A 22,369-nucleotide genomic window follows, 5' to 3' on the forward strand; every position below is an offset into this window, starting at 1 on the left:
CGCTTTGTGGAGGGCCTTAACTACGGGGTGGTAAATCATGAATCAACCATTATCCATGAACTTATATGATCAAGTAAACCAATATTTCGAAGAAAGCTCAGACTTCGTCAAAGAGGAATTTCTCATTCATAACAGAAAAATTCAACTTTGCTATTTTGAATCTCTAGTAAACATTAACGAGTCTAGAAATTCTTTACTTCTGCTCGAGCCCTATTCCAATGAATCGATCGATGTTTTCGATCAGATTTTTTCTACTTTTGGAGGGGCTTATGTGAAATCTCTAGATGAGATTGCACAATCATTATTACGAGGGAGAATTGGCCTCTTTTCTGAAGACGGTTCCACCATTTTAATGCTTAATTTATTGCATCCGCAAATCTCCCGACCGATCAGTCCCCCACTAACTGAAAGTGTACTATTATCATCATTCGATGCGTTTACGGAAGATATCAATACGAATATAAGCTTGTTGCGATCCAAAATAACAGCTAATCATCTAATCCTCAGTACTTATTCAATAGGCTCATTTAATCCACGCCAAATCAGCCTATTTTACATCAAAAACAAATCTCAAAAAAAATTCATAAACCATATCAACTCCCTTTTGGAGAAACATAAAGGCACTGAAATTGAAAGCATTCAAGATTTATCAAAAATGCTAGGACTGCCAAAGTACAGCCTTGTCCCGCCATTCCTTTCAACTGAGCTTCCTTCAGAGTCCGTTCGGCATTTAATGGAAGGCCGCATCATCATTTTTTTGGATCATCATCCCTTTGCAATGGCTATGCCTGGTTTTGTGACCGATCTTTGGAGTATGCAAGGGGATCGCAACTATCCATACATTTATATGATTACCATGCGCATGGTACGGATTCTCGGATTGTTCGTAAGCCTTCTCGCACCAGGTCTTTATGTTGCCTTGGTTGCGGTCAATCCAGAGGTTCTTCGTATTCAGCTGGCTTTATCTGTGGCATTAAGCAGAGAAGGTGTACCTTATCCCGCACTCGTCGAAGCTTTGTTCATGCTTGGCATTTTGGAGATGGTTATCGAAGCGAGCATAAGACTTCCAAAGAGTATAGGACCCACCACTACGATGGTAGGGGGAATTATACTTGGCCAAGCCGTTGTTCAGGCAAAATTGGTCAGTAATTTATTAATCATTATTTTAGCTGCGACAACAATAGCCAATTTCACGTTAGTCAGCTACCAAAATGCGTATTTGATTCGAATCCTAAAATACGTAATTTTGTTAATCAGCGCGGTTTATGGCCTGCTAGGCACGCTCGTCGGGGTCGTCTGGATATGTTTTTACTTATCAAGTATGACTACTTTCCACTACCCGTATGTGAACTCGAGTATAAAATCTGGAGGTTCTAATGAGTAAATTCGCACCATTAACTACATTTTTTTTAGTTCATCTAGCTACCATTCTTTTAATTTTCCCTGAAAAAACGATCGCTTCTACAAAAAGCGGTCATTGGGAGCCTATTTTAATCGGATATTTGTTGGAATTGATCTTAATGTGGCTGTATCTAAAAGGACTTGCTGGTTTTCCAAAAATGGATCTTGCCGATATTTTTAATGAAATAACAGGAAAATGGGCTGCACGCTTCATTCTTGCCCCGTTGCTCCTGTTCTTCTTTATAGATGTTTGTGTCATTCTCAGGGTTCACTCCGAAATGCTGACCGTGACCTTCCTTCCGGAATATCCGCTATGGTCACTTGCATTGTTGGTACTCGTGCCTCTATATGCGGCATGGAAAGGAATTCAGACTATTATAAGAGCAACTCTCATTCTTTTTATCATTTGTATGCCAGTGACACTCTTTTCGTTTATCACTTCGTTTGGCAATTTTGATTTAAAGAATGGTTATCCGCTGATAGATAAAACCTTTTCTTTCATGGCCAGCGCTGACTTTTACTCGAGTTTTATTGCACATTCTGGATTTTTGTTCTTAGGATTTATCCCTCTCTATAAATATCCAATATTTAAAAAAAGCAAATCCATTTTTTTAACTTATGTGAGTTTGCTATTTTTTTATATAGCTCTCGTTTATATTCCGCTTTTTATATTCGGCCGTGAAACCTCGTCTCGCTTTCAATTCCCAACCATTATATCCATGGATTCCATTGATATCAGTTGGATTATGTTTGATAGGCTAACTTTATTTTTTATTACCTGTACGCTCATTTCTGTTTTTGTTTACGCTGCTCTTTTACTTTGGATGATGATCCAATTAATTCAAAAGCTTTATCTCATTTCCTCTGTACCCGTCATCGTGATCATTCTCGCTATTTCAGTCGTTGCGCTTGCAGGGTTTCTTCCCACTTGGAATGCTGTTCAAGTTCTCATCAATATGGATACGTGGTTCCGCTTTTATTGTATTTTCGCGCTACCTTTAGCTATTTTCATTATGGGTTTGGTAAAAAGGAGGAAGCTGGCATGAGATATAAATCTCTTATAGCGTTCATATTATTATGCTGCAGCTTCGCCGTATTAGGAGGCTGCTGGAATAATAAAGACATTAATAAACGTATGCTGCCTGTCGTTATGGGAATAACGGAAGGCAAAGAAGGCAATGTTCAAGTTTTTTTACGTATTCCAAGCCAACAAAACAACTCAACAAGAACGCTGCAAGCAGAAGCCAAATCGATCGACAAGGCGGTTGATATTCTCCGAACCCATGCAGAGGAGAGTGTTGACTTATTACATTTAAAGCTGCTGCTCATAAGCGAAACCACGGCAAGAAAAAGCATTAAAGACGCCATCGAGTTTGTTATCCGTTCAAGAGAAATTTCACCGAAAGCATTAGTCGCTATTGTATCTGGAGATTTCTCACAGCTAATGCACGATAAGAAAAAGGTGAATATCGGTTTATCCGCTTATGATTTTTTTGGCAAGGAGTCTGGTTGGACACCGAATATTTCCATTATTCACATTTGGGAAGCCTACCGCGGAATGTATGTACAAACAGAGGATACTGCAATCCCTCTTATTGCGAAAGGGGTTACTACGCCCTTCATGTCCCTCGGTTCTGCCATAATGAACAGGGATCGTATGGTCGGAAAAATGTCGATTGAAGAGACGCTAATTTACAACCTTTACCAAGGACAATATTCAGGAGGAACGGTTGAACTCATGAATAATGCAACCGTTATGATCGATAGTGCTCGTGTTCACAATGAAGCGATTTGGTCTGGTTCCACTCCAAGTATGAAGAGCCATATGAAATTAATAGGCGTTATTGAAGAAGAGAATGGAAACCCTACGAATGCAGAGGTTGAAAAAGCGCTTGAAACACTAATGATAAAGAGATACACTAATCTACTCAGCAGACTTCAAGCTCATAAATCAGATATTTTGGGACTCGGACAATATTACCGCAATAAGATGACGGAGAATCAAAGTGAAAACTGGAAAACAGTATGGTTTCCGAAGTTAAACCAAGAGTTTACCGTTAATGTGATCATTAGAGACAGCGGTGATATCAAATGAAGCAATAGATGTCATTTGACCAGCTTCTGCCGAACGGGATAGAGCATCGTGAAATCGAAGGTTTTGATGTCTGAATAAGGAATGGTTAAAGCATTGATTGGCTTGAGCGGAACCGTCTCCATACCGAGTACACCATCACGTTTATCAAGCTCGTAGTCCGGTGACTGCTCCAGCCAGGAGAACATCTTCTCATAGACACCCCACATGCTCGTCTCATCACCATACACGCGAGCGCTAGCACACAGTCCACCGCTAACTTCCAGCGCTTCAACGCCTTCGGGCACGATGCCGAACTCGCTAACTTTAAGACCGACCCAAAGTGTATCCACTTCCTTGTCCCATTGCTGCTGCGGGATGAATACATACGCTGATTGTGCTGAAGTCAGCCGTTCATCGTCCAGTGGCACATGTTCAGTCAGCTTGCTCCAAGCCACCCTTGTTCCACTCTTGTCTGGCGTCATTCCTGTCCGTACTGCCAGCGCCTTAAATGGCGCTACTTCGATCAGCTCTATTACAGTTTCCTCTTTCAAATGATCCTCTCCCCTCAGCCTATCAATCAATAATTACATCTAAATTTTTACATAAAAGTAAACGGAATTGCAACTACATCCTCAAAAAAAACAGTTCCAACCGCTTCATAAAAACTTTAGCCGCTCGACTCAAATATCGATCATTGCGATAAAAAATTTCTAACTCTCGCGTTGGTGAACGTTTAATCGGAATCGCATAGATATTCATCGAGTGGAAGCTTTCAATCAATTGGCTTGGTTGTATGGTAGCTCCAATTCCTTCTATTACGAGCTGAAACAAAGAAGTAACAGACCCTGTCTCCATAATGGTTCGGATAAATATTTCTTGCTCTTTGCACCATTTGTCAATTAAATCACGTCCATAAAAACCTTTGGGGAACATTACAAAAGGGATCTCTAATAATTGTTCTGGCAAAATAATATCCTGCGCTGCTAAATGATGTTCTTTATTTACGTATAGGCTGTACGATTCGGTATAGAAAGGAATGCGAGTTAACCTTGGATCTGACTGAATCGCTAAACCAACACCAATATCAACCTCATTGTTCAGCACTTTATTTGAAATATCAATCGATGGTATCACTTGAACTTTTGTATTCGGCAGTTCCCTGTGGAAATCAACGAGCAAGGAAGTTAATCGATAATCGAGATCCGATGGCAGCACGGCTACTCGCAATTGACCAGCATCCAGATTGGTAAGATCGGATACTGCCTTTTTGGCGTTTTCTAGTTGTTGAACAATGTTCAAAGCATAGCTTTCAAGAAGTTCTCCCGCCTCGGTTTTAACCGTTTTTTTACCAATGCGATCGAATAAAGGAACGCCGAGCTCATCTTCCATCACTCGTATTTGTTGACTTAACGTCGGTTGTGAAATCCCTAATTTGTATGCCGCTTCAGAGAAATGCAATTCATTGCACAACATAAGAAAGTATTGTAATTGTCTAATCTCCATAGTAACAACCCTTCTTCGATTATAGTTAAATGCTATCATTTCTATAGATTATATAGTATTGAACTATTATAAATACAAAACTATAATGAGTGCAACAACCAAGAAGGGGATGTTTCCTATGCGTTATATGTATCTTATTTTAGTTATATTTCTTGTATCCTTGAATTTAAGACCATCGATTACTTCGGTCGGTCCTTTATTTGATATTATTCAATCCTATTTAGGAATGAGCGGGGTCACCGTAAGTTTGATGACGACACTGCCCGTTCTTTCTATGGGGATATTTGCTGTTTTGGCGATAAAGCTGAATTCCCATTTAGGAATAGAAAAGTCATTGCTTGCGGCTATGCTCTTGATCCTGACAGCCACTTCCCTTCGTGTATTCGCAAATAGCAGCCTTTTCTTAATTACGACATCGCTATTCACGGGTATTGGGATTGGAATTGCAGGACCTTTAATCTCAGGCTTTATAAAAAAACACTTTCCAAATAAGCCGGGTATAACAGGCGTATATTCTGTAGCTATGGTCATTGGGGCTGCGATTGCATCCAGCTTCTCTGTGCCTTTATTCCATAAATTAAATGAATCGTGGCAGTACTCTTTAGGCTTCTGGGGTATTCTAGCACTGCCCGCTTCTCTATTGCTTCTCCCGCTTTTAAAGAAAAAAGGAACAAAGAGAACCGTTATTACGATCTCATCTTTGTTTGTCAAAAATAAACGTGTACAGTTGTTTACCTTGTTTTTTGGTTGTATGGCCGCTATTTTTTATTCGATAACTGCTTGGCTCGCTCCCATTGCTCAATCGTTAGGTTTAAGCCATTCGCAATCCGGTCTTGTCCTTACATTATTTACTGTTATTCAAATTCCTATTAGCTTCTTCATTCCAATGCTTGTAAGTAAAACTGGCCGCAGAAAAACTTGGCTGCTCGTATGCGGTCTTGCAGAACTGATCGGAATTGTTTTATTGCTTTTGCATTTTTCTCCATGGTTTGCTGCTGTTTTTCTAGGTATTGGTGCTGGCGGTCTGTTTCCACTAGCAATCCTTATTCCAATTCAAGAGGCTAAAGGTGCGGAAGAAGCTACATCATTATCAGCTGTCATGCAATTTGGCGGTTACTTATTAGGATCCATTGGCCCTCTATTTATCGGCTTCACATCCGATCTATTTGATAACTTTGCTCCGGCGCTAGCCGTGCTAATGATCATCATCTTCATTTTGCTTGCTGCTAGTTTAAAGATAGGCGACAAAAAAGAAACAGTTTAATTATAGTCATTTATTATCTTTCAAACCTACCTGAATAGGAATTAAAATACAGATATTGAAACAAATTGTTTTAACCAGTAATTGAACGGAAAGGAGGAATAATTGATGGCAAAATCAAAAAGAGGACGGACTCTTTGGAACCTCCCATCACGCGGCAGAGGCACCTGCCCTACTTGCAATCGTACTAGAATCAAATTGCTTTATCCGCGAGCGACAAAAAACGGCTCATCGATCACGGTATGCAAACGCTGCATAAATGCTGATCAATCACGAGTAGATGCTGTAACTGGATAAAGAAACAGCTTACTTATATTGCGGCAACCATATAAACAAGGCCTCTGCAGTTAGCAAAGGCCTTGTTTTTTATTCCTCTCCGATTATTCTGACTAAAACAGGAACAACTAACGTGACGCCCGCTAATATACTTACACCAATGGCTCCTCTAAAATTTTTCTGCTTCCAAAGCGAGGGAGCAAGGCTTCCCACATATACACAGCCCCAAATGGAGAATAAACCTAAAATAGTAAACAACATAACATGCTTACTCATGAAACCTGATCACCTTCAATCGCGGGCCCCACTTGACCACCATATCGCCGCATGACAAAGGAAATATTAACTTCATACTTCATTTCCTTCAAATGACTGCTCCAATTAAATGCATCCCACTCTTGCACCGATGAAAATGTGGAAATCACTCGATTGTTGATCCGATAACAATCGACATTCCATTGATGGATGGTCTTGTTCAACAATTTTAGGGCGTCCTCGTGCAATTGTTTTTGAATGGACTTCTCCAGTTTTTCTCGATTATTCGGCTGGGTATAATTCACTTTGGTTTGCACGCTGATTAATTCTCCTTCCAATTTAACATCGAAGATTGCGGTAACTTGATCACCGTTTCTTTTTATTTTCAGCTTTGCTTGTCTATCGGCATTCATTGTCATGCTTAAATTGAGCTTTTTATCCGAAGGGTCATGGAAATCCCAAGTCGTTTCCTCCAATTCCCCGCGCAGCATATTTAGTAACCGTGTCTCCGATCCATTTAAATAACCAACCAAAGAGCTGCTTTTGTATATGGCGCTGCCGAAAAATTCTACAGGAACATCACCTGCTCGTTTTATTTTCCCTGCATATTGATCACTCACAATAGGCTGTTTGGCATCTGGATTCAGATCTTTCTCATCAGAAGGAAAGTTTTCTTTGCCTTTTTTAACATCAGGCCTAGGAGCTGATAATATAGAAATAGCACCTGTGCCTTTACTTTCGACATCCATAATAAATTCATGAAAACGCGCTTGCTTCGGTATGGTGCCGCCTTGATTTTTTGGATCTACTTCAAGCTCAAACCAGAAGCTTACGTCCTGTTCAGTCGTTGGTTGAACAAATTGCAGGTAGTCCTTTGCTTTTCCTTTTGCTGTAATCATATTAACGGTACGCCGAAATTCCCGATTACGAACCGCTTCGCTTAATAGAGGCATAACGCCCTTTCTGGCCAGCCCTTCGCCTATAATGAGCGCTTTAGAGTGAATTAGCGTTAATCTGCGAGCAATAAAGCTTTGGCTAAGAGCGAGTGCAGAAGCCATATTGGAGCCTTCAACGGTATGTACAATGACAACTTTATTTCCCCCTCCGCCTGAGCTTTGACCCATATCACTGAGCTTTGGTACAGCAATGGCAAAACTAAATAAGAAATCATTTTGTGGGCCTTCATCCACACCGATTGCAATCACAAAAGCCATATTTTCCGGGTCCAGCCGATCCCAGCAGCCCGATAAAAAAATCAGGCTCGTTACTGTAACCACTATGGTGTTTACAATCCGAAATGAGCGTCTCACGCTGGTCTCCTCCCTTTACGGATGATGCCTACCAGCCATGTCAGCATAGGCAAACCAATCGAAATGATTGAACCATAGGTTCTAAGAATGTCCCGATCCCAAGCGATGGCCGTCATCTCACTGTCTGGCAGCATGGCAAAGCTGAATATCGTGATCGTCAGCGGAAACACGAGCGGCCGATGTCTTGGCAGGTGAAAAATTTGAGACAACGCTGAAGCTGTACAATATAAGCCCACCGCTAATTTAACGACTGTACTAATTAACCAAACGATGAGAAACAAACTTTCCAAGCGCTGCAGCCACCGTCCATATACAATCAGCTTGCTAATTTCCATTAACGGTACGTTTATTCGCGCAGCTGTTGGATATGGGAAGATAAATAAATAACAAATCGTTGTGCTGAGCAGTAGGACAGATGAAACGATGATACACCACCAAGCCACTTTTCCCCAATCCTTCTGATGTCGCATTCTTGGCAGAAGAAATCCGAGTACAAGCAGCTCGGAAAATAAAGAACTCTTAATTACACCCAAAAAAAGTACATGAGAACGACCAGTTCCCCATAAGGGTGATAAAGCTTTGGGCTCCATATGAGTCATTAAACCACCAATTAGCAATAGATAAACGCTTCCTACAATGAGGAATACAGTTATGGAGCTGATTCGGCCAATGGCTTCGATTCCTGTATGTGCGATAAAGGCAATCGGTAATAAAAGCGCAAGTAGAATAGCCATAAGTGGTGTTCTAGGCAAAATTTCAGAGGATATGATTTCTGAAAATTCACGAAGCACGATGAATGTAATCATATAGAAAAAAGTGCAGTACATCAGATTAACTGCACTTCCCAAAATCGGGCCTAATATGTCTTCCGTAGCCGTAATTAATGTACTATTTTCTGGACCGTTGTTTATCACCCCTCTAATCGCCCACCAAGTAAGCGGACAGAACAGCATCGCAATGACAAGAATAATCCAAGCTGCGGAGCCCCCTTCTTCTGCCAAAGACCTTTGGAAAGGCAAAAATATTTTTGTGATGATAAAAATAATGCCGATTGCAGTAGCCTCTCTTAAACCAATGTGATGCATTCTCACTTCTGCGCATCCCCTTGTTTGTTCGTCTCATCGCTTTCTGCCGCTTTACTGCTCGGAATTTTATTCGCATCTTTGGGACGGATCGAAAACGGACGATAAATTTGCTTATCGATTGCTTTTCTCAAAAATGAATCGCTGCTGGGTCTATGAGGAGTAAAAGGAGCTAGTACAGGAACGCCGAACGAATTTTCCGCTGCTCGCGTAGTCCATAGCAATAATGACAGTAAAACAACGCCAACCAAGCCGAGATAAGACGCTGCAAGCAAATAAATGAAACGAAGCATACGTGTGGCGAACTGCATGTTATAGTTCGGAATCGTATAAGAAGCTAGCGCTGTCGTTGCCGTAATAATGACAACGATCGGGCTTACAATATTGGCTTGTACGGCAGCTTGCCCCAGTATCAATGCCCCAACGATACCAATTGTAGGACCGATAACGCTCGGAATCCTGACGCCTGCTTCACGAATGATTTCGAACATCAATTCGAGCATAAATATTTCTGCAGCCAGCGGAATCGGGACAACCTCGCGTGAACCTGCAATAGCTAGCATAAGTGTCGTTGGAATCATTTCTTGATGAAAATTAGCGACTGCCACATAGATACTCGGCAAATAGAGTGCAACAAAAAAACCGATCACGCGAATCGAACGGATAAAACTGCTGTAAGGCCAACGAAGATAAGTATCCTCCACCGTTTGCAGAAAAAGTGGAAAATGAGCTGGGACAATTAGAGAGAAAGGCGAATTGTTGACCATAATACTTACGTAACCATTGGCAAGATGTGCCGCGGTCCAGTCTGGTCGTTCGGTGCTGAGTATATTGGGGTAAATTGAATTTGAATGTTCCTCAATTAATTGCTCAATCGTGCCGCTATCGCCGATGTAATCATATCGAATGCTTGCGATACGTTTTCTAACCTCGGCTACAAGCTCTTCGTTTGCAATCGATTTAATATATACAATGGCTATTTCAGTCCGTGAGAGCGTACCTACAAAACCAGACTCCACAATGAGGTCAGGCGTCCGCAGTCTTCGTCTAATCATTGATAAATTCGTCTCTAGCTCCTCAGTAAACCCTTCATTTGCTCCGCGTACAACAACCTCTGTTCTAGGGGTATCGATGGCTCTCTTTTCCCACCCTTTAACCACGATGAGTATCGCTTCAGCTACATCATCAAATAAAATGGCAGCGGAGCCTGCCAAAATACTATCAGTAATATGTCCAAGCTCTACTTTTGAGGTGACTTTTCCATCTTTGAACGTATCCGCCATCAGCAAATCGATATCCGGCTCTTCAACATGCTTCATCTCTATATTCATTAAAGGCACCATGACACAGCGGTCCAGATGCTTCCAGTCCACTTGTCCATCCATGAAAAGAACTGCACCTTTCCGCCCATGCTGTCCTACTGTTACTTCACGAACGATTAAGCCTCGGTTGCGGGGATAAGTGAAATGAGCCTTAAACCATTCTAAATTTTCAGCGAGACTTCGGGATAGACGTCCATAATCTTGAGTGTAATCACTAATCTGAGGCATAGTGGTATCTTCTGTGCTCTCAAGGTTTTGATCAGCTTTTCCACCCCAGTTTCCCAGTGAAAAATCATTTTGGACAGAAGACAAATCAGCTCTAAAATATTTCCCTAATTTCCCTTTGGCTTTCATTTCATTCCACTCCCTTACGGAAGACTTTAGGCGGGTACCCTAAGTTTCCCAGTCTAAGATGAGCGTAGTATGTACAATTACAGCTGTTGTTATTCTGCTCTGACCCCAACTCCTCTTAGGGCAGAAGCTCATAAAAAAAACTTCCCTCTATGCTGCCAGAAGGGAAGTTCTCCAATATGTATTTAACTTCGTTCTCATTTGTACATCCATGAAGCTTTATTTCAATTTTGCCGCTTTCGCCATATCTTTACTCTCTAATATGGAAGTCTCGTACCCCTCGTTAACGATATGAATCATCGCTATGCCCAGTTCTCTTAACGTAATGACATGCTTCGGAAAAATAGGCCGCAAAGCAGGGTACAGCCAAGTTAACAACCCATAAAAGCGATGGACGTTTTTCAATCCCTTTGTCGGGTGTATGTAGCCTGGTCGAAACATATAGGCTCCTTTGAAGGGCAGCTTCAGCAGATCATTTTCCGTTTTCCCTTTCACCCGTGCCCACATGCTTTTGCCCTGTTCCGTACTGTCTGTTCCTCCCGCGGTTACATAACAAAAGGTCATATCCGTGTTTAATTTGGAGAGCAGATTAGCTATATATAAGGTTAAACCATATGTAATTCTGCTGTATTCAGCCTCTTTCATTCCTACAGACGATACGCCTAGACAAAAGAAACAGGCATTATAGCCGCTTAACCTGGATTCAATACTAGATAAATCAAAGAGGTCCGGTAATATAATTTCTGTTAGCTTTGGATGGGTTACGCCGCATGGCTTGCGATTTATGACTAATACCTGCTCCACTTCAGAGTGATTAAGGCATTCATGGAGCACCCCCTCTCCCACCATTCCAGTAGAACCAGTAATAATGGCTCTAACTTTCTTTCTCGCCAATGTATCGCTAGTCGGCATGGACATCACAATTCCTCCTCTTGAAAATCAGAGCTGGTTACAACTTGACACTCCTATGCTTATATTAAACGATCCATCCGCAATAATCATATCGATATTATTTAGGTATCATAATTCTTAAACATTCTTTTATATGAACGCAGCAAAGGCTGCCGTCTCATTTAGGTCGGCAGCCTTTGCTGTACGAAATTTTATTCTCGTTATTTGTGAACAGCTTGCTTGAAGCTATACTTCGCAAGTACTTCTCCCCAAGGAGCATAACATTCTTCTTTAAAACCTGCTTTTGAGTAAAGCTTCCTCGCTCGCTCATTTTCCGGTTTATATCCAAGGACAATAACATCCGTTCGGTCACTTGCATTTTTTATTTCATCGATAACCAGCAGCATTGCTTTAGAAGCATGACCTTGTCCTTGAAATGCTCCATCAATCATAAACCGATAAATCCAGTAGTTCCCATCGTCTGGGTCAAGCCCAAACATTGTAAAACCAATCATTACTTCATCATTGTAAATCGCCCTCGTTACAAATCCTTTTAAAAATTGCACTTCAGCGATCGAATAAATATTAGGTGCGATATATTTTTCTTGCTCTGGTTTAGGTTTAAGCTGTGCACATTGTTCCCAATTACTAATGTCTAATGCCTTTAATGTAATCATTCCTGGATTCCTCCCTGTATTTCAGGAAAAACCATCTATCGGATTTCCCTAAGTGATAGGCCTCTCGAACAAATCGATGATTTGAAACCGGTCATTTCTCATAACGCATCACTCCTTCTATAAAGATAGCTACAATACACATCATAAACGACTTATTCGCAGCTTGGGTAATAAAGAATGTCTATAACTGAAGTTTACTGAACTCAAAAATATCATTTATTTATCATGACAGATCTCGAGTCATTCAGTGCATCGTCGGAGAACTTAGGATGATATACAACCACCAACATAAAAGTAAGGGAATGCAACAAGCAATTAATATAACGATTACGACAGCTTTGCCTTTTAATTGTTTCATCATCTATACCCTCCGTATGCTAAATATTCCAATTACGAGATAGACGACTAATCGCGAGCCTTTGTTGCGTTTAGGTATACTGCTTAGTGAAACCATTCATTCTTATATCATTCTTAACCTGTTGAAAAACAAACAAAAAACGGATGCCACAGCACCCGTTTTTCCGCATTCGTATCGGCTTAACTACCTTTACTCTTTTTGAGTGTTTTCCATATACCATGGATTTAAATGAACAAGAACCTCTTCCACCATCGGGTTTTGCGACTGAATCACACGTTTAATTTCTCTACTAATGTCATGGCCTTCTTGTACGCTTAATTCAGCCGGAATACCCACCCTTACATCAACAATAATGTAATGTCCGTGCTCTCTACCCCGTATTCGGTCAATTCGCTTTACTTCAGGTATCGACTTAACGAGCTCTGAAATTTGCTCCATGCTCACTCCATCAATATTTTTCTCCATTAATACGTCAACAGAGGTTTTTCCCATTTGAATGGCCAGCTTTAGAACAAAATAAGCAACAATGATTCCAGCGAAGGGGTCTCCATATTTTAAAAAATGAATATTGTAATGTTCACCTAACATGGCTAGAGCAATACCAATAACTGCTGCCAGTGATGCGTATACATCCGCTAAATGGTCATATGCAGTGGCAATTAAGCCGCTGCTATTCGTGTTTTTGCCAATTCGCATCGTGTAAACATAAAGCCACTGTTTCCATACGAGTGAAATGGCTGCTGCAATGAGGACAAGCAGTGTTGCTTTATGTGGCGGTTCCATCATTGCCATTACGGAGTGATAGCCCATGTAGAGCGCAGCAAGGACAAGTACAACCGCTACAATTCCTGCTCCGATAACCTCAGCTTTTCCGTGTCCATACGGATGATCCTCATCCGGCGGTCGCTTTGATATCATCATTGAGACTAATGCTGCTGCAGTTGCAAATACATCTCCTGCGTTATGAACGCCATCTGCAATAAGCACTTGGCTGCCAAACAGCAAACCAACTGTAAGTTTCATGACGGTCAATACAATGTTGCTAATTAAGCTGGTCCAAATCGCGAAAGTTGATTGCTTGTTCGTTGCATCCAGTTGAGTAGTCAATCCTTGAGCACTTCCTATCTTCTATAGCCTTAAAGGTACCGTGTCATTATACAAAACGAAATTCATGTGGGTCTAGAGAAACAGTCTTGCCCCATGTAAGAAATCTTCCCAGACACCAATAGAGTTTGAATAAACTAATTTTGTTGCTCATGCGCAAAACCAGAAAAATCCAGTAGAATGAGAGCATTTATACCGCATCGCATAATAAAAACAAATTTTAGACTAAAAAAAGGCTCCTGTAACTCTACAAATAGCCAATACCTATCTACTCGTTCACTCATAGAATAGTCAGTAAGAATCATCTACAGTCAAGCTGCTTTAAATAGTGATGAAAGAAAGGGATGCTGAGCTATTATGGGATGCGAATTGGGACGTGTCATCATTGAAAGAAACGAAGGCACGATTATTTTTGGGAATGTTGGCAGAATAAACATCAACATAACCAATATAGCCGGAAAAGGAAGCAGCAGTGATTCTAGCAGCAGCGACAGTGACAGCGGCAGCGATAATAGCGCTTCTGGTCAAAATTCAACCGATTCCTCTGATTTAAGATCAATATCAGTGAATTTAACTAGAAAATTTTTAAAAAAGAAACGAAAATAGATTTAATAACAGCCATTTGGTTATCAAAGCAGGTCAATCAATAAAGGGGACAACGGAATGATGAGACTTATATTAAATAGTCTCAGAGTGCCGCTGTCCCCTTAAAAAATTCATCTGCTCCATCACTGATGGCCATAGCCTGTCCATCATTCTTCTTACATAGTGTTGCCAATTAACAAATCAATAATCAGTAGCTGATGTCGATTTTTGCGAGATTTTACAACATAGAAACAAGTTAGCCATAGTGCTGACACTTTTATTTTTTATACTGACTAAACAGACATACCAAAGATAGATACCACAGTACAAAAAGAAAGGACAAAAGAAGCGTCGCAATCAAAACATCTTACACAAAACGAGGAATTAGATCATGCGAAAACTTGCCATTTGTATTATTTTAATCATTGTTACTCAATTATCTGCATGCAGCAGCAGTCCAAACCCTATTCAAGCAACAGTAAATGACACAGATGAACAACTTGAAACAAATTTAATTACTGTAAAACAGCCTTCCGAAATCGATGATGACAAAAATAATAAAACGATATATTTAACCTTTGATGACGGCCCCTCTTCAGCTACCAATGAAATATTGGATACATTGAAGCTATTTCATGTAAAAGCAACATTTTTTATGTTGGAACCAAAAATGAGACAGTCTCCAGAAATCGTTAAACGAATTGTAGAAGAAGGACATGCCGTAGCTTTGCATGGTGTCACACACAATAAAAATCGATTTTACCGTTCGGAACAATCTGCGCTGGATGAAATGAATCAAGCTCAAAAAACGCTTGAGAAAATTACAGGCATCTCAACGGTTCTAATTCGTACGCCTTACGGCAGTGTACCTTATTTAACAGATTCATTCAGGAAGGTTTTAAATGACAACGGGTATAAATTGTGGGATTGGAACGTGGACAGCAGCGACTGGTCTAATTCAAGCAAAGATTATATTAAAACGACAATATCTCAAATACAAAAATTAGAGAAAAATGATGTGACCCCTATCGTGCTCATGCATGATCTACCAGAAACGGCAAAGCATTTAACTAAACTTCTTACCAGCCTAACAAACGATGGTTATGTTCCAAAAAAAATCGAAGCTGACATGGAGCCCTATAACTTTAATTGCTACGATCGCTGTCGACGTGTGAACGTGGAAAGCTAAACAGGTTGCCGATTATATCGGCAGCCTGTTCTTTTTTTGATAAACGTCCTCACGCAATTGGCGTCCCATTCGGAACGGGTTGATCAGGCTTTAAAAGAACCACATCGCCTTCCGATGGAACTCCGCCAATGACAAGCACCTCGGATTTAAAGCCCGCAATACGTCTAACAGGAAAATTCATGACTGCAGCAACTTGGCTGCCAATAAGCTGTTCTGGTTCATATCGTTCTGTGATCTGTGCCGAAGAGTGTTTGACGCCAAAATCACCAAAGTCGATTTCTAATTTTATTGCGGGTCTTCGAGCTTCTGGAAAAGGTTCTGCATGAATAACCGTACCAATACGAATATCTAATTTCATGAAATCCTCAATTGTCGCCATGTTTGYTGCCTCCATTTAATAATAATTCGCGATTAAATGAATTCCAAGTTGAAACTATTTTTCCAGAATACCGAATTCACGTTTGTATGTAAATACCAGACCGCCTAGAAAGAGATGCCGTGCTCACGACCAGCGGACACATATATCATTTTATCCTTTTTGTAAACATTGAAATACTGCAGCCTTTTGTGAGACAATCATAAGGCACAATTGTTTTAGGAAGGCGTTTACATAGTTTGTGCAGCAACAAATAGAACACTCTTCTATTTGCGATGAATCCATCAAACAAAGTTAACCAATCTCGAAGGAGGACTTAAATCATGAGGACGATGAAGCTTGGAAGCAGTACACTAGAGGTGCCGGTGATTGCAGTCGGTTGCATGCGTATTAATTCGCTGGACAAGGCCGGTGCCGAACGTTTTGTTCAGACGGCGCTAGATAAGGGTGCGAATTTCTTTGACCATGCTGATATTTATGGCGGTGGAACTTGTGAGGAAATATTCGCAGATGCTATTCATATGAACGCTGAAGTTCGCGAGAAGATTATTTTACAATCAAAGTGCGGCATTCGTCCTGGCATGTTCGATTTCTCCAAAGAACATATTTTAGAATCGGTAGATGCAATTTTGAAGCGACTGAGAACGGATTACTTGGACATTCTGCTTTTGCACCGTCCAGATACATTGGTCGAGCCGGAAGAAGTAGCTGAAGCTTTTGATCGCCTTGAAAGCTCAGGCAAAGTACGCCATTTCGGCGTATCCAATCAAACACCAATGCAAATTCAACTTTTAAAGAAATCGGTGAAGCAGCCTCTAGTCGCTAACCAGTTGCAACTAAGCATTACGAACGCGACTATGATATCGAGCGGATTTAACGTAAATATGGAAAATGATGCTGCTGTGCACCGTGATGGCAGTATCCTCGATTATTGCAGACTGAACGATATTACGATTCAGCCTTGGTCTCCATTCCAATATGGATTTTTTGAAGGCGTATTCCTTGGAAACGACAAGTTCCCGGAATTGAATAAACAAATCGATGAAATTGCTGAAAAATACGATGTTAGCAATACAACAATTGCTATTGCATGGCTTTTGCGCCACCCTGCGCATATGCAACCGGTAATCGGTACAATGAATCTTGACCGCCTGAACGATTGCTGCAATGCGAGCGAAGTTCATTTGACACGCGAAGAATGGTATGCCATTTATCGTGCTGCAGGAAACATTCTTCCTTAACAGAAACATGGGGCGAGATATTCCATCTTGCTGCTATAAAACAAGGAAACCTCAAGCCGCTATGGACTTGAGGTTTCTTTATTTAGATCAAAGCTATAGCAAGAAGCGTAAACAATGACAAAGTCAGTAGACCTGCCCCAAAACCATAACCATAACCGTATCCATATCCATTACCGTACCCATTACCATAATATGCTGACGTTCTTACCCCATCCGATGTCCGTAAATATAGATTGTTTCTATCAACGTTTACGATAACGCCTTCATGGCAACGGCCATCACGAGTCCGAACACGGACTCTACAGTTCATATTATTTCTGCTAAAACGATACATTTCTTCCATTCAAGCTCACCTCCCACTATCATGCTCCTTTTAATCTATGATTAGTAGAGGCTTCATGATTGTGCTCTTGCTACAAGAGTTACGAGGAATCTTGTTTTAGACTCCAAATGACTACATCAATTAATTTTTTGTCCCCTTATATTTGCCCGTATTCAAGAGATTGACGTTTACTTTAATGTCCTTGATAGAATCATTTTTCAAGAAAAAATCATCGGTGCTGGATAAGCGCTTAAACTCCGCGGGTGATGACTGATAAAGCGACTGTCTGAGATGAAACGGATCGATATCGAGCTTTAACGCTTTATTGTAAGTGTTCGTAATTTCCTTGCGGATGGCATCAGCTGTACATTCCTTCAAATGGTTTATGGTTACGTCTTGCATTAGCTCAATGACAATGCCCTTTGCCTCAACTTCAAGATTATAGCGAGTTTCTCCCTTTTCCGTTACGGGTCTAATTTTCATTCTCGGAGATGAAAATTCAATAACGGCAGCCGGTGACCCGTGGGCAGTAACTTGAAGCGGTATACGTTTCAGTCCCTCTTCCGCCCATCTAATCCCTTGCAGATCCCGTCCTGACATCCATCCTATCATCTTGTTTTTCTTGAAAAAATAACCACCTGATAGGCTGAACATCGGCTTTGGTTGTTCGTCTTCCGACCAATCTTTAGAATCAAGGTCAAGCGATGGAATCATTGCCGGCTCTCCAGGTTCATTTAAATCCGCAATAACGCGATTTCCAGTAACAGGAAGGATGACTGAAACGACTGAATGCATTTGACTAGCCGTAAACATGATCGTTTCCAGTGGGGATAAATTCAGAATCGATTTCTGAATAAATATTTCTGGCAGGCTCCTTTTTGTTCCATAGATCAGAATATTGTACCTTACTTCCCTGTAACGATTAATCGCGCTATACACATCGGTGACACCCTTCTTGAGCACCGCTTCTGTCATAACGACAGCTTTAACATGACCCCAAAACACTTGCAGCTGGGATGTTCTGCTAATGTCTGTTAATGCTAATGCCATCGTTTTCCCTTCCCCTTTGCCTACCCATACGGGGACAGCTTTACCAAGGCTAACTTGTTCACTATGCGAGATGTTTGAAAAATTGAGTATCTGCGTATAAGCAATCCATTTGCCGTCCTTAAAGTCAACGCCAATAGCCGTCGCATATGCCATATTTTGAATTTCCGGCGTACTCGTGCAACCGTTTAGAATCATAATACTACTCAGAAGCACGCTTATTGCCCGGAAAATATACATGTCTAATCCTCCTTCTTCTTATCGGGATCTTTCGTTTGCAGCGCGGTAGGCCGTTTGTTGATTTTATCCCACGGCAATCTCAGGTACGAAATAAGCAGCTCACTAATGGATAGCGGAGATAAAGGCGCCAAATAGCTTACGCCAAATGATTTTATAGTACCCATGTAACCAATGAGCAGAACCATACCTAAAATCACGCCGTACATGCCGAGAATTGCGGATAGTGTAAAAAAGAACAGCCTCAAAATACTAACCTGCGTGCTTAACGTCTGATTCACTAGAGTTACCCCCGAAACGGCGGTAATCGCACCAACTACGACTACTGAAGGTGAGACCAAACCCGCACGAATGGCTGCATCTCCAATGATCAGCCCCCCAATTGACGTCAGTGTCTGACCGATTGCGTTAGGTAGCCTTACTCCCGCTTCCCTAAATATCTCCAGCAGCATAAGCAGCAAAAACATCTCCATATGCGAAGAAAGCGGCAGCCCCAGTCTTGTCACAGAAATGGTAGCCATCATTTGAAATGGAATTTGGTCTTGATGAAACGACACTAACGCAACCCATATGGCTGGCAAGAATATAGACAGAAATAAGCTGATCCCTCTTATTATTCTTGAGAATGAAACATACGCATAGTTGAAATGGGCATCCTCTGGAGACTTTAAAATAAGGGACAAGCCAGCTGGCGCTATTAACACCATCGGCAATCCATCGATAACGAGTACTACACGGCCCGATAACAAGCTTTGGACGGCATAATCAGGTCTTCCGGTAAAATCCATAATCGGCAATAGCTTAAATTTAAAATCAGACAACAATTCCTCTAGCTGACTAATACTGATTAAACCGTCAATATCAATCTTTTCCAATCGCGCATGTAAGTCCTCCAATATCTTGGGATTAATGATGTCATAAAAGTAAAGAACCCCAATCCGCGTCTTTGTTCTTCGTCCTATTGTCAAATTATCTACATGGAGAGAAGGGCTTCGAAGCCGTTTACGGATTAAGGCAATATTTACAGTAATATCTTCAACGAACCCATCCCTTGGTCCCTTAACCGAAATTTCTGTACTGGATTCGTATGGTTGTCTTGTTGGCTTATCTGCTATGCTTACAAAAGCCACTTTGTTTTCCTCGGTGAATATGAGCAGCAGATCTCCTTGAAATATGGCCTCCGACAGCGCATCTTCGGTCACTTCTGTAAATTCCGTAATCGAGAGTACATTGGACAACCGCACAATCGGATCCTTGAATGAGCCCTGTTCTTTAAAGAGTCGATTAAGCTCTGGTAAAATAAACTTACCAATATCGGCTGAATGGCTCAGTCCTTCTGCAAAAGCAATCACGACTTCAACGCTCTCTTGTTCTCCGAAGTGGCAAGCTTGGATTTTGACATCTGATGAGCCTGCAAAGAGAGCCCTTAAGCTTTCCTCATTCCAGATCTTTGACTTTGATTGTGCTTGTCCATTCATGTTTTTCCCTCCTTTGAGGCAGATCCTAAGAACAGGGCGGCAATCATCCATAAGAATGAAAAGGATAACAATACCGCCAGCGAGATTGGCATGTAATAACGATCCATCCATAAATAAAAGGTATATTCGTTTACTCGAAACAGTGACAGAAGGATATAACTTACCATTATGATAGCTATTGCCCAGTGTCGACTGCGTTCTTGACGAAGAGAAAGCAATTCAACGAATAAATACACAGATAAGCTTATGCGAACAATCGCGCCAGACAGCCATTGAAAGATGGATAAAAAGTCTAGATGCTCAACAAATTGCCCGATTTTCACGAGCCTCCACTGCTCGTATGGCGAAGTCATTTGATGGGAAGCCTCTATCGGGCCAAATTCTGTAATCGCACCAACGATAGGCCCCAGTGAAATGACGATGGAGAACACACCATATAAAAGCAGCTGCCAAGCACGTACTTTAGTCTTCAAATGATGCTGGAGCACGATCAGCGCCATCAGCTCCACAAAACCTGCTCCGGAATAAACCATTCCGTTCCATACCGGGCCCCATCCATGCTCAAGTACAGGCTTTAATAGCGCAAAATCTTTCATTGGAGAATTAAATGAACCGACAAAAATGCCTAACATAGCAACAAGCGGAAGCAGCACTCCTGCAACGATCGCAATGACCCTTAATCCCCACATAGACATGGCTGTACAAAATAATACCAGTGAGACAACAAGCAGCATTTTAGGAGTCGTGGGCAAATAGTTTGTAACATGCCATGTGGCAGTGTGTATGACGGTCATACCGCCAATGAGATACATCTGGATACAAACAGGAAGGATAAGAAGCCAAGACACAAAAGGAGAACTTCTTCGGGATAGCCACTTCTTCCACTCTTGTTGACCGGATCGGTTCATTAGCCAAACCAATAGCAAAATCCAAATAAGAAAAAATACTCCTGTAATCAGCACAGTAATCCATGAATCACGTTTGGACGCAGACAAGATCATCGGATTAACGATAACGTGGCTGGTAAGGCCATTCATTAATGAAAACATCATAAATATTTGTACAAAGCTAATTTTAGTTCCCGAACCGCTCAAACGAAATCACATCCATATCTATACAATCCGTAAACCCTCACTCTATTTTGGTACTAATTTCAATTTAATATTCCAAAAGGAGCAAGTTGCACAGATTCAATTCAAATCATGTCTTGGTTCAGCCTAATAAAAAAATGGCAGCCTTGGACGAAAAAACACGTCATAGGCTGCCATTCATATATAACAATATGTAATCGAATATAAGCTGGTTTTCCAACTTAGCATCTACTCTAAACATTTTCTTGTTAATTCATAAAAGTCGTGAATTTGATCAATTTGATCTTTCTTTTCGTTAGTCTTGTTTAACCATAGAGAATGCATGCCATATTTCCTTGGTGCCACGTAATCATTCTCATAATCATCACCAATGAATAGGATTTCATGCTCCTGACAACCAGATTTATCAATTGCGTATTTATAAATTCTTGAGTCAGGTTTTCTCCATCCAAATCCAATGGAAGTCACAATGAAATCAAAACTATGGATCAAATTATTTATATCCAGCAGCTCTTCTATGCCATCCCTAATCATGAAATTAGACACGATTGCCAAATGATATTTTTCTTTAAGTTGTGCAACTGCCTGCTTAGTTTCTTCCTTAATAAAACATTTAGACTTATAGGTATCCCAGTAATTTTCGTATAAACGATCTATAACTGCTTGTCTATTTTGTTTAATAGAGGTTGTGTTGTTAACGATAAACTCAATTCTTTGTTTCATTTCATATTCTTGATGTGTCTTATAACTATCACTTAATGTTTTTTTGGCAAGCTTATATTTTTTATAGTACTCATCAAAATTTACCCAATACTGCTCAACACCAGAATTCGCATAAGACCAGTAAGCATAATCACTTGCATTTGGGAGCTCAATTAAATCAACTATGGTTTCCATACAATCAAAAATAATATACTTAATCATTTTCATCCTATCTC

Annotated in this window: 23 protein-coding genes; 8 read left to right on the forward strand and 15 right to left on the reverse strand. The window is 40.9% G+C overall.

The genetic code is table 11. The features are described from left to right. Nucleotides 1-37 precede the first annotated feature (37 nt). The 3 genes from AB4Z45_RS13965 to AB4Z45_RS13975 are packed head-to-tail and all read left to right on the forward strand — an operon-like array spanning nucleotide 38 to nucleotide 3,496. On the forward strand, nucleotides 38-1,384 hold the full coding sequence (locus AB4Z45_RS13965) for a spore germination protein (protein WP_441909912.1): 1,347 nt from the start codon (nucleotides 38-40) through the stop codon (nucleotides 1,382-1,384). Next, entirely contained in the window at nucleotides 1,377-2,447 is a 1,071-nt protein-coding gene (locus tag AB4Z45_RS13970) for a GerAB/ArcD/ProY family transporter (protein ID WP_441909913.1), read from the forward strand. Before AB4Z45_RS13965 ends, AB4Z45_RS13970 begins: the two co-directional genes overlap by 8 nt. Continuing rightward, nucleotides 2,444-3,496 carry a Ger(x)C family spore germination protein gene (locus AB4Z45_RS13975; protein ID WP_441909914.1) on the forward strand — a complete coding sequence of 351 codons (1,053 nt, stop codon included), beginning with the start codon at nucleotides 2,444-2,446 and terminating at the stop codon, nucleotides 3,494-3,496. The genes AB4Z45_RS13970 and AB4Z45_RS13975 overlap by 4 nt, the downstream gene beginning before the upstream one ends. A gap of 11 nt (nucleotides 3,497-3,507) precedes the next feature. Here the strand turns inward: AB4Z45_RS13975 and AB4Z45_RS13980 are convergent, their stop codons facing one another. Together AB4Z45_RS13980 and AB4Z45_RS13985 are read right to left on the reverse strand one after the other, a co-directional pair. Next, on the reverse strand, nucleotides 3,508-4,026 hold the full coding sequence (locus tag AB4Z45_RS13980) for a GyrI-like domain-containing protein (protein ID WP_441909915.1): 519 nt from the start codon (nucleotides 4,024-4,026) through the stop codon (nucleotides 3,508-3,510). A 73-nt stretch (nucleotides 4,027-4,099) separates the two neighbouring features. Continuing rightward, nucleotides 4,100-4,978, reverse strand: coding sequence for a LysR substrate-binding domain-containing protein (locus AB4Z45_RS13985; protein WP_441909916.1), 879 nt, complete (start codon nucleotides 4,976-4,978; stop codon nucleotides 4,100-4,102). A 118-nt stretch (nucleotides 4,979-5,096) separates the two neighbouring features. Here AB4Z45_RS13985 and AB4Z45_RS13990 point away from each other — a divergent pair, with 118 nt between their 5' ends. Next, entirely contained in the window at nucleotides 5,097-6,242 is a 1,146-nt protein-coding gene (locus AB4Z45_RS13990) for an MFS transporter (protein ID WP_441909917.1), read from the forward strand. 105 nt (nucleotides 6,243-6,347) lie between these two features. Beyond that, nucleotides 6,348-6,536 (forward strand): hypothetical protein, encoded by a 189-nt coding sequence (locus AB4Z45_RS13995; RefSeq protein WP_339208474.1) that lies wholly within the window; start codon nucleotides 6,348-6,350, stop codon nucleotides 6,534-6,536. Between the two features lie 69 nt (nucleotides 6,537-6,605). Here AB4Z45_RS13995 and AB4Z45_RS14000 read toward each other — a convergent pair whose 3' ends face one another. The 7 genes from AB4Z45_RS14000 to AB4Z45_RS14030 form a co-directional block, all read right to left on the reverse strand. Further along, nucleotides 6,606-6,791 carry a hypothetical protein gene (locus tag AB4Z45_RS14000; RefSeq protein WP_441909918.1) on the reverse strand — a complete coding sequence of 62 codons (186 nt, stop codon included), beginning with the start codon at nucleotides 6,789-6,791 and terminating at the stop codon, nucleotides 6,606-6,608. Next, on the reverse strand, nucleotides 6,788-8,080 hold the full coding sequence (locus AB4Z45_RS14005; protein ID WP_441909919.1) for a Ger(x)C family spore germination protein: 1,293 nt from the start codon (nucleotides 8,078-8,080) through the stop codon (nucleotides 6,788-6,790). Before AB4Z45_RS14005 ends, AB4Z45_RS14000 begins: the two co-directional genes overlap by 4 nt. After that, nucleotides 8,077-9,165, reverse strand: coding sequence for a GerAB/ArcD/ProY family transporter (locus AB4Z45_RS14010; protein WP_441909973.1), 1,089 nt, complete (start codon nucleotides 9,163-9,165; stop codon nucleotides 8,077-8,079). Before AB4Z45_RS14010 ends, AB4Z45_RS14005 begins: the two co-directional genes overlap by 4 nt. A gap of 2 nt (nucleotides 9,166-9,167) precedes the next feature. After that, complete coding sequence (locus AB4Z45_RS14015; protein ID WP_441909921.1) at nucleotides 9,168-10,838, reverse strand: spore germination protein; 1,671 nt, start codon at nucleotides 10,836-10,838, stop codon at nucleotides 9,168-9,170. Between the two features lie 216 nt (nucleotides 10,839-11,054). Next, complete coding sequence (locus AB4Z45_RS14020; protein WP_441909922.1) at nucleotides 11,055-11,753, reverse strand: epimerase; 699 nt, start codon at nucleotides 11,751-11,753, stop codon at nucleotides 11,055-11,057. Between the two features lie 194 nt (nucleotides 11,754-11,947). Then, nucleotides 11,948-12,403 carry a GNAT family N-acetyltransferase gene (locus AB4Z45_RS14025; protein ID WP_441909924.1) on the reverse strand — a complete coding sequence of 152 codons (456 nt, stop codon included), beginning with the start codon at nucleotides 12,401-12,403 and terminating at the stop codon, nucleotides 11,948-11,950. A 547-nt stretch (nucleotides 12,404-12,950) separates the two neighbouring features. Continuing rightward, entirely contained in the window at nucleotides 12,951-13,868 is a 918-nt protein-coding gene (locus AB4Z45_RS14030; protein WP_441909925.1) for a cation diffusion facilitator family transporter, read from the reverse strand. 354 nt (nucleotides 13,869-14,222) lie between these two features. Between AB4Z45_RS14030 and AB4Z45_RS14035 the strand changes: the two genes are divergently transcribed. Further along, nucleotides 14,223-14,471 (forward strand): hypothetical protein, encoded by a 249-nt coding sequence (locus AB4Z45_RS14035; protein ID WP_441909926.1) that lies wholly within the window; start codon nucleotides 14,223-14,225, stop codon nucleotides 14,469-14,471. A gap of 370 nt (nucleotides 14,472-14,841) precedes the next feature. Then, a complete protein-coding gene (locus AB4Z45_RS14040; RefSeq protein WP_441909927.1) occupies nucleotides 14,842-15,639 on the forward strand; it encodes a polysaccharide deacetylase family protein in 798 nt (265 codons plus the stop codon). A gap of 49 nt (nucleotides 15,640-15,688) precedes the next feature. Here the strand turns inward: AB4Z45_RS14040 and csaA are convergent, their stop codons facing one another. Further along, on the reverse strand, nucleotides 15,689-16,018 hold the full coding sequence (csaA, locus tag AB4Z45_RS14045) for a chaperone CsaA (RefSeq protein WP_441909928.1): 330 nt from the start codon (nucleotides 16,016-16,018) through the stop codon (nucleotides 15,689-15,691). A 320-nt stretch (nucleotides 16,019-16,338) separates the two neighbouring features. Between csaA and AB4Z45_RS14050 the strand changes: the two genes are divergently transcribed. Then, entirely contained in the window at nucleotides 16,339-17,256 is a 918-nt protein-coding gene (locus AB4Z45_RS14050) for an aldo/keto reductase (protein WP_441909930.1), read from the forward strand. Between the two features lie 82 nt (nucleotides 17,257-17,338). On the opposite strand, the gene AB4Z45_RS14055 is transcribed toward AB4Z45_RS14050, so the two are convergent. The 5 genes from AB4Z45_RS14055 to AB4Z45_RS14075 form a co-directional block, all read right to left on the reverse strand. Next, complete coding sequence (locus tag AB4Z45_RS14055; RefSeq protein WP_441909932.1) at nucleotides 17,339-17,566, reverse strand: hypothetical protein; 228 nt, start codon at nucleotides 17,564-17,566, stop codon at nucleotides 17,339-17,341. Between the two features lie 153 nt (nucleotides 17,567-17,719). Next, nucleotides 17,720-18,865: a Ger(x)C family spore germination protein gene (locus AB4Z45_RS14060; protein WP_441909933.1), complete on the reverse strand. Its 1,146-nt coding sequence runs from the start codon at nucleotides 18,863-18,865 to the stop codon at nucleotides 17,720-17,722. A 2-nt stretch (nucleotides 18,866-18,867) separates the two neighbouring features. Beyond that, complete coding sequence (locus AB4Z45_RS14065; protein WP_441909935.1) at nucleotides 18,868-20,340, reverse strand: spore germination protein; 1,473 nt, start codon at nucleotides 20,338-20,340, stop codon at nucleotides 18,868-18,870. Then, nucleotides 20,337-21,434, reverse strand: a complete 1,098-nt coding sequence (locus tag AB4Z45_RS14070) for an endospore germination permease (protein ID WP_441909937.1) — start codon at nucleotides 21,432-21,434, stop codon at nucleotides 20,337-20,339. The genes AB4Z45_RS14065 and AB4Z45_RS14070 overlap by 4 nt, the downstream gene beginning before the upstream one ends. Nucleotides 21,435-21,659: 225 nt before the next feature. Next, nucleotides 21,660-22,355, reverse strand: coding sequence for an HAD family hydrolase (locus AB4Z45_RS14075; protein ID WP_441909938.1), 696 nt, complete (start codon nucleotides 22,353-22,355; stop codon nucleotides 21,660-21,662). Between the last annotated feature and the right edge of the window lie 14 nt (nucleotides 22,356-22,369).

The sequence above is a fragment of the Paenibacillus sp. MCAF9 genome (genome assembly GCF_052114265.1).
Taxonomy (GTDB): Bacteria; Bacillota; Bacilli; order Paenibacillales; family Paenibacillaceae; genus Pristimantibacillus.

Bases quoted from the DNA above. Each gene is read 5' to 3' on its own strand.
- AB4Z45_RS13965 (WP_441909912.1), top strand. From the start codon at position 38: ATGAATCAACCATTATCCATGAACTTATATGATCAAGTAAACCAATAT.
- AB4Z45_RS13970 (WP_441909913.1), top strand. From the start codon at position 1,377: ATGAGTAAATTCGCACCATTAACTACATTTTTTTTAGTTCATCTAGCT.
- AB4Z45_RS13975 (WP_441909914.1), top strand. From the start codon at position 2,444: ATGAGATATAAATCTCTTATAGCGTTCATATTATTATGCTGCAGCTTC.
- AB4Z45_RS13985 (WP_441909916.1), bottom strand. From the start codon at position 4,978: ATGGAGATTAGACAATTACAATACTTTCTTATGTTGTGCAATGAATTG.
- AB4Z45_RS13990 (WP_441909917.1), top strand. From the start codon at position 5,097: ATGCGTTATATGTATCTTATTTTAGTTATATTTCTTGTATCCTTGAAT.
- AB4Z45_RS13995 (WP_339208474.1), top strand. From the start codon at position 6,348: ATGGCAAAATCAAAAAGAGGACGGACTCTTTGGAACCTCCCATCACGC.
- AB4Z45_RS14000 (WP_441909918.1), bottom strand. From the start codon at position 6,791: ATGAGTAAGCATGTTATGTTGTTTACTATTTTAGGTTTATTCTCCATT.
- AB4Z45_RS14010 (WP_441909973.1), bottom strand. From the start codon at position 9,165: ATGCATCACATTGGTTTAAGAGAGGCTACTGCAATCGGCATTATTTTT.
- AB4Z45_RS14015 (WP_441909921.1), bottom strand. From the start codon at position 10,838: ATGAAAGCCAAAGGGAAATTAGGGAAATATTTTAGAGCTGATTTGTCT.
- AB4Z45_RS14020 (WP_441909922.1), bottom strand. From the start codon at position 11,753: ATGTCCATGCCGACTAGCGATACATTGGCGAGAAAGAAAGTTAGAGCC.
- AB4Z45_RS14025 (WP_441909924.1), bottom strand. From the start codon at position 12,403: ATGATTACATTAAAGGCATTAGACATTAGTAATTGGGAACAATGTGCA.
- AB4Z45_RS14035 (WP_441909926.1), top strand. From the start codon at position 14,223: ATGGGATGCGAATTGGGACGTGTCATCATTGAAAGAAACGAAGGCACG.
- AB4Z45_RS14040 (WP_441909927.1), top strand. From the start codon at position 14,842: ATGCGAAAACTTGCCATTTGTATTATTTTAATCATTGTTACTCAATTA.
- csaA (WP_441909928.1), bottom strand. From the start codon at position 16,018: ATGGCGACAATTGAGGATTTCATGAAATTAGATATTCGTATTGGTACG.
- AB4Z45_RS14050 (WP_441909930.1), top strand. From the start codon at position 16,339: ATGAGGACGATGAAGCTTGGAAGCAGTACACTAGAGGTGCCGGTGATT.
- AB4Z45_RS14055 (WP_441909932.1), bottom strand. From the start codon at position 17,566: ATGAACTGTAGAGTCCGTGTTCGGACTCGTGATGGCCGTTGCCATGAA.
- AB4Z45_RS14060 (WP_441909933.1), bottom strand. From the start codon at position 18,865: ATGTATATTTTCCGGGCAATAAGCGTGCTTCTGAGTAGTATTATGATT.
- AB4Z45_RS14065 (WP_441909935.1), bottom strand. From the start codon at position 20,340: ATGAATGGACAAGCACAATCAAAGTCAAAGATCTGGAATGAGGAAAGC.
- AB4Z45_RS14075 (WP_441909938.1), bottom strand. From the start codon at position 22,355: ATGATTAAGTATATTATTTTTGATTGTATGGAAACCATAGTTGATTTA.